This is a genomic window from Senegalia massiliensis (assembly GCF_009911265.1).
GTDB lineage: Bacteria > Bacillota > Clostridia > Tissierellales > SIT17 > Anaeromonas > Anaeromonas massiliensis_A.
In genome coordinates this window covers 1-13330 of sequence record NZ_QXXA01000003.1, presented here as the reverse complement: position 1 = coordinate 13330, position 13330 = coordinate 1, and the positions used below count along the sequence as shown (strand labels likewise).

Below are 13330 nucleotides of genomic sequence, written 5' to 3'. Positions count from 1 at the left end.
TATACGGGGTGATCTTATGACATCTAAAGATATAATATTAAAACAAAATAACAGAATTTTTTCTATATTAATTTTAGGCTTATTAATAATTATATATGTATATATATCTTTTCAAAATTTTATTTTTTTTCAAGTTATATCAAATATTTTTGCTATAATAATTGGAATGTCAATGGCTATAATAGCATTAAATACTTATGAAATTTCGCAAACTCACTATTTTACTTTTTTAGGACTTTCTTATGGTTTTGTAGCCTTTTTTGATATATTACACATTTTAACTAATCCTAATATAGGTATATTTAATTATTCTATGTCTATTCATATAAATTTATGGCTTATATCGAGAATAATTCAATCAATATCTCTTTTTGTATCATTTCTAAATTTTCATTTTAAATTTAGATTACATTTATTTTTTTTAATATATTTAAGTGTAAGTATATTTTCCCTATTTATTATATTTGTGACTAATATTTTTAACCCTTCTACCTTTGTAATAATGTTTTTTGCAATTATATTAATATCTTTAAGTATTATAACTATGTTTAAATATAAAAAGTATTTTCATAATGAGATGTATTATATACTTATGAGTTCCATGGTTTCACTCTTAATTTCTAATAGTTTTTTTATTAACTTTTTAGGACAAGAAAATATATATATTTCATTAGGATATATATTTAAAATAATTTCTTATTATCTTTTATATAAGGCTTTAAATTTTATAAATTTAAAAGAGCCATATAAAACTCTTTTTTATAAATTAAATAAGTATAATCAACAATTACAAGAAAAAACAATAGAACTTGAAAAAGTTAATAAAAAACTTTCAATACTTAGCTTAAAAGATTCATTAACAGGATTGTATAATAGACTCTATTTTGAAAAAGAAATGAGATTAATCAATGAATTAGGATATGAAACTCTTGGAATTGTAATGGCTGATCTTGATAATATGAAAAAAGTTAATGATAGTAAGGGACATTTAATGGGAGATAAATATCTTAAAGATGCTGCAAAAATATTAAAAAGTAATCTTAGGGAAGGTGATACAGTAGCAAGAATAGGTGGAGATGAATTTGCTATTATATTATACAATATAAAAAAAGAGGATATAAATAGTTTGGTAAATAGAATTAAAAATTCTGTTGGAGAGTATAACAAAATTCATAATGAATTTGTTATGAGTATTTCTATTGGTTGGGATTTAATAAAAATTGGAGAAAAGCCTATAGAAAAAGTTTTGAAAACTGCTGATGAAAATATGTATGCAGATAAATATAAAAATAAGAGAAAAAATCATCTTCTTTTAAAAGTTAGAAATTAAACATTCAACTATATTTTCATAAAAAACTTGAACTTTTAAATAGTTCAAGCTTTTTTTATAATTAGTTTGTGTAATTAGGTAGAAATACTTTATATAGGAATATAAATAATTATGAGTTATGACATGGAGAATACGAGTTATTACATTTTGAAGATATCATGGATATTTTTATCATATAATTATATTAACTAAATAAAAAATAACTTTTTAAAAGGAATTAAAATATGAAAATCGAAAATAGCATTAATAGCCCTGATAGACTTATACTAAAAAGAATTATACTTATGATAGTAAATATTATAACTATAATTGTAATTGGAATATTATTTGATAGAGTTCTAGAGAGTATAATTTTTATTATTTCTTATGAACCAATTCGTTCATATGCAGGAGGATATGATGCAGGTAACAATTTAAATTGCTATATATTTTCTCTGGCTGTAACTATAATAGCAATGATATCTATAAAATATATTCCATCATCAAATTATATTATATTATTTTTAGTAATCATATCATCATTTATAGTATTACTATCTCCAGTAGAAGATATTAATAATTTTTCTAATAAAGAAAAAGCAAAGAAATATAAAATCATATCAAAAATGATGTGTATTTTAGAATTAGCTATAGTTTTGATGTTATTAATATTAAAAGTTAATAATATTGCCCTTACAATATCTATATCTTTATTTATACTCTCAATAATGATTTTATTTGGAAAAGTACAATAAATATTTATAAATAAAATAATAATTTTACATAAAATATATTATCATCATAACTACAATCTAAGTCCCCCTCATATTTATTTAATATATATTTAACATTTTTAAGTCCTATACCATGATTAAACTTATCTTTTTTTGTGGTTAGGATTTTTTCTTTCTCTTTTATAATCTTACCATCAAAGTTATTTTTAAAGTGCATATGAAGTATATTTCTATCATAAAATATATTAATATGTATAAATCTTTTATCATTTTCTAATTTAAAAGTTGCTTCTATGGCATTATCTATTAAGTTGCCAATTACTATAATCATATCAAAAGAATCTAAATTTAAATCATATGGTATATTTAAATTTAAATCTATACTTATACCTTTTGACTTGGCATATTGAATTTTATAATTTAATATACTATCAATATCTACATTACCAGAATGGGCGAACTCTCTTTTATCATAAGATGAAGTATTAATTTTTTCTATATATTTTAGTACTTTTTCTTTTTTATTATGAATTATATAATCTTCTATAGCTATAAGGTGATTTTTTAAATCATGTCTTATAGCTTTTAATTTTTTATAAGAAGAATTCATAATTTTAAATTGTTCTTCATAATATTGATTTTGTTTCTCTAATAATTCATTTTGTATTTTCTCCTTATATATTCTAGTTAACATATCATATAAATAAAAAGTAACTATATTGATTATAAATAATATTAGTATGGAGATTAATAATTCATATTTATTCAAATTACTATTTTGAAAAAGTAACAATGTTAAATACATAGAACTTAAAGGAATAAAAAAGACAGAAAACCAATAAATATTAGGTAATTCTATATTGTTTTTTACATTTTTAGCTCCTTCAAATATTAATACGATAAGATAGCTTATTATTCGACTAAAAATTATAATAGAAATATCTAGATAGATTGACTTAAAAATAGATAAATCTATATTAACCATAAACAAAGTAACTATAATTTCTGAAAACATCATTATTGAAATTATAAAAAATATAGAGATAACTTTCTTTTTAAAATTTGACTTATAATTTAAAGATAGTAGAAAAAAAGAAATTATATTTGTAATTAAACTAAGTAAAGGTATATTAAAGACTAAAAAAATAAAAGAAATTACTATATAAAAAATAAAATAAGAAAATACTTCTTTTCTCTTTATTTTTTCTCGTTCAAAAAAAACTCCCATAAATCTAAATATGGTATATACATATAAAATATTTACTATAAGATAAAATAAGACATAATTAATAGTGTTCATTAAATTTCACCTATCTTCATCTGCAACTCTCTTAAGTTTTTTCTAAAAGTTTGAGTAATATTTAGGATTGTATTATCTGTTAAAGTTACTTTATTGTATTTAAAGATTTTTACATGATTTATATTGATAAGATAAGATCTATGAATAAATACAAATCCATAATCATTTAATTCATTAAAAATTTCTTTTAAAGTACTGTAAAAAGAATCTTTTCCATTTAAAGTATATATATTTATTCGTCTATTATTGCTTTCGAAATAGAGTATATCTGTTATAGGAATACGATGATATACTTTTTCTTTTTGATAATTAAAAAAAATATTTTTGTTTTTTATTAATTTCATGGCTGTGCTAAATGTTGTGTCCACTTTTTTCGTACTAATTGGTTTAATTAAGAAATCTAAAGGTCTTATAGAAAACAATTCCATAGCATATGAAGTTTTACTTGAAATATATATTATTTGAGTAAGTTGGTCATTTATATCTTCTCTTATTTTTCTTCCTAATTCGACTCCACTCATATATTTTAATTCAATATCTAAAAAAATTAAATCATATTTATTTTTATTTAATAAACTTTTGTATAGTTTTTCAGCGGTATAAAATATATCTATTTCAATTTTTATATTATATTTTGGACTAATATCTAATAGAATGTTTTCTAATTGATTGCATATGGCATTTTCGTCATCACAAATAGCTATATTTAGCATTGTTTCACCTCTATTTTTCTAATATTACCTTATATTGTAATTATATCATAAGAAAAATAAAAATAAAAACAAAATAGTTTTTTAGAACTAACCGTTAAAAAATACTTTCTATACTTTTAAATTAATGTTAAAATTTAATTAAATAAAATTATAAAATTAAGTAAGGTGAAATTTATGGAAATATTGAAAGTAGGAGAAAAGATAAAAAGGCTTAGAAGGGAAAAAGGATTATATTTAAAAGAGTTAGGTGGAGATTTTGTAACTAATGCTCAATTAAGTCAAGTGGAAAATGGTAAAGTAAGTCCTAGTATGAAGTTATTAAAATACTTAGCTGAAAAATTAGATACTACATTAGAGTATTTGTTAGAAACAGAAAAAGCTCAATCTGAAAATTACTGTAATCTATGGCTTAAAGAATTAGAAGTATTTATAGAATTAGATGACAAAGGAGAAATAGAAGATTTACATAATAAAATAACAGAATTTTCAGAAGAGTATAACCTATTTTATATCATTGGTATATCTAATTTAAAGGTATCAGATTATTATATTCAAAATGAAGACTACAAGAAAGCTTTGGATATACTTGATAAAAACGTTTACTATTTTAGTAAAATAGAAGATTACAATAGACTTGCAAGAACGTATATAAAAGAAGGAAATATATATTATAAAAAAGAATTAAATGAAGTAGCACTTCAAAAATATAATCAAGCACAGTTATTTTATAGTAAATCAGATATAATTGATTTAAAAATAGAGAGTGATATATTATTTAATATTTCAGCTTGCTATGATGAAATGGGTGAAAATAAATTAGCACTAAAATATGCTAAAGAAGCTTGTAGAATAGATGAAAAAACTAAAGATAGAACAAGATATAGCTATAGTTTACTTAAATACTCCTCGGTACTTATGGATGAAAGAAAATTCGAAGAAGCAAAAGAAATATTAGAAAAATCAAAAAGAATTATTACTGATAAAGAAGATGAAAAACTCACATCATTTATAGAAAACAATTTAGGTCACATTTATTTAGAAAATGAAGAATTTGAGAAAGCATATAATCATTTAATGAAAGCAAAAGAAATAAAAGAAAAATTAAAATTAAAAGAATTATCTACTACATTATATGAATTATATAAATATTACTTGAAAAACCAAGAAGAAGTAAAAGCATTAGAATGTTTAGAAGAAGGAATAAATATTAGTAAAGAAAATAATATACAAAAACATATAATAAAAGGTTTAAATCACTATATAGACTATTATGTAGATAAGAAAGACTATGAAGGAGCTATAGAAAATATAAAAGAAGCAATAAAGTTATTAGAACATAATAAGGAACATAAAAATAAATTAATTAACATATATCTAAAGCTTGGTAAGATTTATAGGGATAACAATAAAATAAAAGAGGCACTAAAAGCTTTTGGAAAAGCTTATGAAATAGAAAATAAATATTAATTTAAGAGGATGAACTATATTAAAAAAAATTATATTAACAATAATTATAGGTGCAGTTATATTATTAGGTCGAATAGGAGTAAATGGATTAGAATTTAAAATTTCAGATATTTATAATAACAACCATTATATATTGGAATTATATGAAATTATGAATAATGATAATGGTAGAGTAAGAGGTTAAAGGTTTCAATACTATAAATATTAAGAATATATTACAACCTAAATAAAAAAGGAATATTAAACCTTTTATAGAATATAAGAAGTATAGGAAAAGGGGCGATATTATGGAAAATTTACTTGAAGTAAAAAATCTTACAACATACTTTAAATTAGAAAATAAAACTATTCATGCAGTAGATGATGTATCATTTAACATAAAAAAGGGAGAGATAGTAGCTTTAATAGGTGAATCAGGTAGTGGAAAATCTGTAACTGCCAAATCTATAATGAGAATAGTACCTATTCCACCAGGTAAAATAGTAAATGGCAAAGTAATATTTGAAAAAGAAGATTTGTTACAAAAAAAGAATAAAGAACTTAGACATATAAGAGGAAAAGATATATCTATGATATATCAAGAGCCTATGACTTCGCTAAATCCTATGTTAAAGGTAGGTTATCAAATAAAAGAAGTATTAAAAATTCATACTAATATAAAGGGCAGTGATGCAAAGGAAAAGGCTATAGAACTTTTAAGGAAAGTAGATATACCAGAACCTGAAAAAAGATATAATTCATATCCATATGAACTAAGTGGTGGTATGAGACAAAGGGTAATGATTGCCATGGCGCTTATTTGCAATCCAAAACTTTTAATAGCAGATGAACCTACTACAGCACTTGATGTTACAATACAAGCTGAAATTCTTGAACTTATAAAGAATTTAAAAAGTGAATTAAATATGTCAGTATTATTTATAACACATGATTTAGGAGTAGTTACAAATATAGCTGATAGGATAATGGTAATGTATAGTGGAAAGATACGAGAAATTTCATATACAAATGAATTATATAAAAATCCACTTCATCCATACACAGTATCTCTTATGAAATGTATACCAAGATTAAATGATCCTGCAAAAGAACTGTACACTATTAAAGGAAATGTACCAGATTTAGAAATTAAAGAAAAGGGATGTGCTTTTTATCCAAGGTGTAATAGACGTATGGATAAATGTATAGATAATAATCCAAAACTCGTAGAATATAAAAAGGGTCATTTTGTAAGATGCTGGCATTATGAGGAGGACAGTAATGATGAGTAATGAAAAATTAATAGAAGTTCAGAATTTAAAGAAATATTTTGATGTAAATAATTCAAATATATTTAAAAATGAAAAGACATTAAAAGCAGTAGATGGAATTTCTTTTGGTATAAATAAAGGGGAAACATTTGGATTAGTAGGTGAAAGTGGCTCCGGCAAAAGTACTACAGGGCTTTTGATGCTGAGGTTGCTAAGTCCTACTAGTGGTAGTGTATATGTAGAAGGTGAAGATATATATAAGTATTCTAAAGCTAAATTTCGAAAGATGAGAAAGGATTTACAAATAATATTTCAAGATGCATCATGGGCATTAGACCCAAAGATGATAATAGAAGATATACTAACAGAACCACTTAAGATACATAATATAGTACCTAGATTTGAAAGAGAAAAAGAAGTAAAGAGGTTACTTAATATAGTAGGGCTTTCATCAAAAGATATGAAAAAATTTCCCCATGAATTCAGTGGTGGGCAAAGGCAGAGAATAGGTATAGCTAAAGCCATATCTACAAGACCAAAATTTATACTATGTGATGAACCAGTTTCAGCACTAGATGTGTCAATTCAGTCAAAAATATTGAACTTACTTACAGATTTACAAAAAGAATATAGTTTAACATATTTATTTATAGCTCATGGTTTAAATGTAGTAAGACATGTATCTAATACTGTAGGTGTTATGTATTTAGGAAAATTAATGGAAATAGGAAAGGTAGATGATATATATAACTCTCCAAAACATCCATATACAGAAGCACTCATATCAGCATTTCCACATCCTGATCCTAAAATAGAGCAAAAAAGGATAATATTAAAAGGAGAAATACCAAGCCCTATAAATACGCCTTCTGGATGTGTATTTCATACCCGTTGTCTATATAAGATGGATATATGTGAAAAGTTAGAGCCAAAACTTACAGAAGTTGGAGAAAATCATAAATCAGCTTGTTTTTTAGAGGAAAAAGTAATAGAAAATTCAAAAGGGGGAGAGAAAGTTGAATATAAATAAAAAACTTATATTAAACATACTTTTAAATCTAATAATAGGGTTTGTTACCCTTACACTTATACTTGCATTATTAAATTTAACCCCCAATAATTTTATAGTACTTCCTTTAGGAGAAAAAAGTTTTGAAACAAATATAGAGTTTAAAGCAATTATTAAAAATGTATTTGACTATTATGAAACTCTTTTATCAGGCACATTTGGAACTAGTAATACAAATAAATCTATATTTAATTTTGTAGAATCAAGCTTTAAAAATTCAGTAATTTTACTTTCATTTTCTCTTTTCTTTGCTATAGTATTTGGAATTCTTAAAGGAATATTTGATAGCAAAAGAGAAAAGAGATATTCTTCAAATTTAAAGACATTGTCTACTCTTACAGTACTTGCTATGCCAGATGTATTTTTGATATTAGTATTACAATTTTTAGCTGTAATATTATATAGAAATGGAATAGAATTAGTACCAGCTGCAGGACATGGTGAAATAAGGCATATGATTCTTCCTATACTTGCATTAACTCTTATACCTATGAGTTATATTGCTAGGATAACATCACTTTCAATAGATCAAAATTTTGAAAAAAATTATGTTAAAACTGCTTTAGGTAAAGGTGCTTCAAATAGGAGGATAATATATATTCATGTACTTAGAAATGCCATAATGGATTTATTAGATTCATTTTCAGCTATAGCAACTATTATAATATCTACTCTTGTATTAGTAGAGTATATGTTTGCATATCCAGGTCTTGCATATGTGATGTTTAAAAATTATGAATTAGGTGAAATCAAAGTAGTTATGGCAATGGGGATTATGATAGCTCTTCTTTACTTTTTAATAACTGCAATATTTAAAATACTAAAATATGTACTAAACCCTAAGTTAAGAGGTGAGTTGAACTGATTTCTAGAATTAGATACAAAGCTAGTGGGAATGAATTTTGATTCTAGAGGGATAAGATCATTATATAATAATGGAACAAGTTTAACCTCCATAACAGGTAGTATATCTTCTTTAGATTATGCTATTACAATGTATGATTATACTTTAGAAAACCAAGGCAAATAAATATGAAGCTATTTAATATTATATATGTTTTTATAAAGATATTCTGGGTATAAGATTATTGGCAAGATATATTATTAACAATAAAGGGAGGAGTTTTATTATGAATGAAATGACAGCTGAAAATTTAAGATCTGCTTATGGTGGGGAATCTCAAGCACATATGAGATATAGAATATGGGCTGATAAAGCAGAAAAAGAAGGTTTCCCAAATGTTGCAAGGTTATTTATTGCAATATCTTATGCAGAAGAAGTACATGCTACTAACCACTTTACTGCACTTGCAAATGTAGATGGTGATCATTTAGTTGCATCAATGGGTGGATTTGGCATAGGGACTACTTCTGAAAACTTACAAGGGGCAGCAGATGGTGAACATTTTGAAATTCATCAAATGTATCCTGCATACCTAGAAGTTGCTAAGATGCAAAAAGAAAGATCAGCAATAACTTCAATGCATTATGCACTTGAGGCAGAAAAAGTACATGAAAGATTATATTTAGAAGCAAAAAAATCAGTAGATAAAGGTGAAGATTATGATATAGAAGATGTACACATTTGTGATGTGTGCGGATTCACAGCTATAGATGGAGCTCCAGATGTATGTCCTATATGTGGAGCAAAAAGAGAAAAATTTACAGCATTTACAAAGTAAAAAAGAAGTAAGGAATCCTTACTTCTTTTTTACTGTTAAAATAGCTACATCATCTTCAAATTGTTCAGTATCATTGAATTGCTTTATTATATTATCCATAAATAATTCTTGGTTTTTTATGAGAATATCTTTATTAGTTTTAATATACATATTTATTAAATTTATATCACGCATATCAGGAATTTGTTCATATAAACCGTCAGTATATAAAAATATAATATCTCCTTCATTTATAATTCTTGTTTTTTGAGAAAAATTTGAATTTGGGGTGATACCTATTAATATATTATTATTGGATAGAAATTGAGTATTTTTAGTTTCATGATCATAAAAGATGGGATAAGGGTGACCAGCAGAAGAATAGGTTAATTTATTTTTATAAATTGTACCTATGAATATAGAAAAGATAATATCGCTTTTATTTTCAAACATTTTATAATAAGTAGTATTTATTTCTTCTAATAACTTTTTAGGAGTTTTATACATAGTTGCTAATTGATTAAAAAGTGCTTTTACCATAAATGAAACCATGGCAGCACTTGCTCCATGTCCCATAACATCAGCTATCATAAACCATGTTTTACCGTTTGTTTCTATTGAATCATAGCAATCTCCACCTAAACCAGTTGAAGGTATATATCTTCCTGAAATTTTTATATTTTGAAGTTCTTTATATTTAAACATTAAAGATTTTTGAAGTATAGTACCTAATCTCAATTGCTTTTTATTTTCAGCATTAATTTTCAGCTGATATTTATTATATTTATAATTTTTTAATGCATTTTTTATTTTAAAAGAAAGAACTGACAATTTTTCATCTGAAGATAATGGGTCAATGAAATAATCTATTGCACCTAATTCAAATAATTTCTCAACAGTATCTTTATTAAATGAATTAGAATAGACAATTATTGGAATATTAAATTCGCGTTTATTGATTAAATAATTTATTTTATCCAAGATTTTAAATATATCTTTTAAAGTTGAATCTAAGTTTAAAATTATTAAGTCAATATAATTATTTTTTACAATATATAATATTTTCTCAACAGTTACACCTAAATGTACAGAAGTACTTTTTCTTCCCAGTTCTTCATAAATTAAATTTTCAATAATATTAATATTGTCTTCTTTATTTTCTATAATAATTACATCATTTCTCATAACATTCCCCCTATGTTATAATATTGCAATTAAATAGCCATTAATTATTAATTATAACATTAAATTATCAATTGATAAAGTTTATTAAGTATAAAATTTAATTTTAAAAAACTGTTGTTCTGTATTTTTTTCTGATATAATAAATGTAGTATTAGTGGGGGTATATAATTTTGAGATTTGGGGAGGCAGTAAATGTTCGCAAAGAAATTAAATATAGATACAAGTAGCACTAAATTTCACACTATAATTATTGCAATATTATGCATGATTATTATAATGTTTGTGAGATTTAGTAGTTTATTTAATGTTTTTTTAGATCAACAACTATTTTTAGTTTTACATACAATATTTGAAATATTAAGTGTGTTAGTATCATTTTCTATATTTTTAGCATTATATAATATTTATGATTTCACTAATAGCATAAGAAATGTTATATTTGCTAATACTTTCTATATAGTAGGTCTTTTAGATATAATGCATTTCTTATCCTATAATGGTATGCCTATGTTTTTAACTGAAAATTTATCACAAAAAGCTACAGCATTCTGGATATTTGCAAGAATTATAATGGCATTAGGTTTATTATTTGCAAATATTTTTGAGAAAGAAACTATATCTAAAATAAATAAAAGATACTTTATTTTATTAAGTACTATTTTTACAATTGTACTAGGTTATCTAGTTATATACAATTCAAGTATAATTCCTACTTTTTTTGATGAAAAGACAGGACTTACTAGTACAAAAATAGTCTTAGAATATATTGTGGTTTTACTTTTAGTTGTAAGTATGTATTTGATTTATAAAACTAGTAAAGAAAAAAATAGCATATTAACTAAACATATGTTAATAGCTATAACTATAGCAATAGCATCTGAAATAACATTTACTATGTATATAAATGTACATGATAGTATAAATTTATTAGGACATGTATTTAAAGTTATTTCTTATTTCCTTATATTTAGAGTTTTGTTTATTGAAAATATTAAAGATCCATATAGGAAAGCTTCTGAAATGAGAGAACAACTTAACAATCATGTAATTAGACTTGAAGATATTGCAAAGCAGAAAACAAAGGAAATGGCTATAGCAAATTATAAGCTTAAAAATATGAATAATAAGATGTTAAAAGAATTGGATGCTGCAAAACAAATACAAATGGCATTAGTTCCTAAAAAATATGAGAATCATTTAGGTGTTAAATTTTATTCTGAATATATTCCTTGGGGTAAGTTAAGTGGTGATTCATATAAGTATTTTAAAATAGATGAAAAAAATTTAGGTATGTTTTTAATAGATGTATCAGGACATGGTGTATCTTCTGCAATGCTTACTATATTTGCAGATAGAGTATTAACACCTTTTGATGCTGAAGGTGAGGAAGATAAGGAGTTTTATTTGAATCCTAAAGAAGTGTTAAAGGATTTTTATGAAGTATTTAATGAATCAGACTTTCCAGAAGAAACTCACATGGTTATGTTATATGGAGTTTTAAATATAGAGACAAGTGAGTTTACATATTCTTCAGCAGGACTTAATTGTAATCCTATTCATATTAAAAATGATGGAAAAATACAGTTGTTAGAACTTAAAGATGGATTTCCAATCTGTAAATTAGGAAGTATTTTCGTACCTGATTACCATAATGAAACAATAAAATTAGGACTAGAAGATAGAATTTTATTTTTCACTGATGGTGTAATAGAAGAAACTAATAATACTAATGAACAATATGGTCTTTCAAGGCTTAAAGTTTTAATTAAAGATAAATATTATCTCAATTCTAAGGGGCTTTTGAAAAAAATATGTGATGATTTAACTGAATTTAGGGGAGAAGCTCATATGGAAGATGATATTACCATGTACATTATGGACTTTACTAAAAGATAAAGGAAAGTGATATATTTGAAAAAAGTTTTATTAACTTTGTTTATAATTATCTTTACTGTTACAATAACTGTTAGTTGTTCAGACTTAGATAATAGTGAAAAGTTAGAACAGAATGAAAGTAAGAATCAAGAACAAGATGAAAATAATATAGTAGAAGAAGAAATAGAAAAATATAGTGAACTTTCACTATCTGCTACAGGTGATATTATGTTTCATGGTGCTCAACTTAAATCTGCATATAATAATAATACAAAAGAATATGATTTTAAAAGAGTATTTGAAAATGTAAAACCCCACTTAGAAAATTCAGATATAGCAATATCCAATTTTGAAACTACTACTGCAGGAAGTGAAATGCCTATATCTAGTTATCCCTCATTTAATAGTCCAGATTCTACTGTAGATGCTTTAAAATATTCGGGGATTGATATATTAACAACTGCAAATAATCATTCTTTAGATACTGGTAAAATAGGAATAGTAAATACTATAAAAAACATAGAAAATAATGGGATAGATTATATAGGTACTAGTGAAGAAGAGTATAGAGCATTTATATTAAAAGAAAAGAATGATATTACATTATCATTTTTATCATATACTTATGGATTAAATGGAAATGATAGTAGATTAAACTCTAACGAGTTAGATAATATGGTTAATTTAATTGATGAGGATAAAATGCAAGAAGATATCAAAAAGGCTAAAAATGTATCAGATAAAGTAGTGGTTTTTATACATTGGGG

Annotated in this window: 13 protein-coding genes; 10 read left to right on the top strand and 3 right to left on the bottom strand. The window is 24.1% G+C overall.

Going from position 1 to position 13330, the window contains the following annotated elements:
- Positions 1-16: 16 nt before the first annotated feature.
- Positions 17-1330, top strand: a complete 1314-nt coding sequence (locus tag D3Z33_RS01315; protein ID WP_160196000.1) for a sensor domain-containing diguanylate cyclase — start codon at positions 17-19, stop codon at positions 1328-1330.
- A 224-nt stretch (positions 1331-1554) separates the two neighbouring features.
- Positions 1555-2064: an accessory gene regulator B family protein gene (locus D3Z33_RS01310; RefSeq protein WP_160195999.1), complete on the top strand. Its 510-nt coding sequence runs from the start codon at positions 1555-1557 to the stop codon at positions 2062-2064.
- A 4-nt stretch (positions 2065-2068) separates the two neighbouring features.
- Here the strand turns inward: D3Z33_RS01310 and D3Z33_RS01305 are convergent, their stop codons facing one another.
- Both D3Z33_RS01305 and D3Z33_RS01300 read right to left on the bottom strand, forming a co-directional pair.
- Positions 2069-3028: a sensor histidine kinase gene (locus D3Z33_RS01305; protein ID WP_160195998.1), complete on the bottom strand. Its 960-nt coding sequence runs from the start codon at positions 3026-3028 to the stop codon at positions 2069-2071.
- Positions 3029-3342: 314 nt separating this feature from the next.
- Positions 3343-4056 (bottom strand): LytR/AlgR family response regulator transcription factor, encoded by a 714-nt coding sequence (locus D3Z33_RS01300; RefSeq protein WP_160195997.1) that lies wholly within the window; start codon positions 4054-4056, stop codon positions 3343-3345.
- Positions 4057-4230: 174 nt separating this feature from the next.
- Here D3Z33_RS01300 and D3Z33_RS01295 point away from each other — a divergent pair, with 174 nt between their 5' ends.
- From D3Z33_RS01295 to D3Z33_RS01275, 6 genes are all read left to right on the top strand, one after another.
- On the top strand, positions 4231-5523 hold the full coding sequence (locus D3Z33_RS01295; protein ID WP_160195996.1) for a helix-turn-helix domain-containing protein: 1293 nt from the start codon (positions 4231-4233) through the stop codon (positions 5521-5523).
- A gap of 284 nt (positions 5524-5807) precedes the next feature.
- A complete protein-coding gene (locus D3Z33_RS01290) occupies positions 5808-6794 on the top strand; it encodes an ABC transporter ATP-binding protein (protein WP_431768824.1) in 987 nt (328 codons plus the stop codon).
- The gene (locus tag D3Z33_RS01285) at positions 6787-7803 is read left to right on the top strand and encodes an ABC transporter ATP-binding protein (protein ID WP_160195994.1); all 1017 of its coding nucleotides are present in this window, start codon (positions 6787-6789) and stop codon (positions 7801-7803) included. Before D3Z33_RS01290 ends, D3Z33_RS01285 begins: the two co-directional genes overlap by 8 nt.
- Positions 7790-8707: an ABC transporter permease gene (locus D3Z33_RS01280; protein ID WP_160195993.1), complete on the top strand. Its 918-nt coding sequence runs from the start codon at positions 7790-7792 to the stop codon at positions 8705-8707. Before D3Z33_RS01285 ends, D3Z33_RS01280 begins: the two co-directional genes overlap by 14 nt.
- 30 nt (positions 8708-8737) lie before the next feature.
- Positions 8738-8872: a hypothetical protein gene (locus D3Z33_RS16855; protein ID WP_279279049.1), complete on the top strand. Its 135-nt coding sequence runs from the start codon at positions 8738-8740 to the stop codon at positions 8870-8872.
- 100 nt (positions 8873-8972) lie between these two features.
- Positions 8973-9524: a rubrerythrin family protein gene (locus tag D3Z33_RS01275; RefSeq protein ID WP_160195992.1), complete on the top strand. Its 552-nt coding sequence runs from the start codon at positions 8973-8975 to the stop codon at positions 9522-9524.
- Between the two features lie 18 nt (positions 9525-9542).
- Here D3Z33_RS01275 and D3Z33_RS01270 read toward each other — a convergent pair whose 3' ends face one another.
- Complete coding sequence (locus tag D3Z33_RS01270; protein WP_160195991.1) at positions 9543-10688, bottom strand: fused response regulator/phosphatase; 1146 nt, start codon at positions 10686-10688, stop codon at positions 9543-9545.
- A 192-nt stretch (positions 10689-10880) separates the two neighbouring features.
- Between D3Z33_RS01270 and D3Z33_RS01265 the strand changes: the two genes are divergently transcribed.
- Together D3Z33_RS01265 and D3Z33_RS01260 are read left to right on the top strand one after the other, a co-directional pair.
- Positions 10881-12584 (top strand): MASE3 domain-containing protein, encoded by a 1704-nt coding sequence (locus D3Z33_RS01265; RefSeq protein WP_160195990.1) that lies wholly within the window; start codon positions 10881-10883, stop codon positions 12582-12584.
- A gap of 15 nt (positions 12585-12599) precedes the next feature.
- Positions 12600-13330: CapA family protein (locus tag D3Z33_RS01260; protein WP_160195989.1), on the top strand; the 731-nt coding region annotated here is incomplete at its 3' end.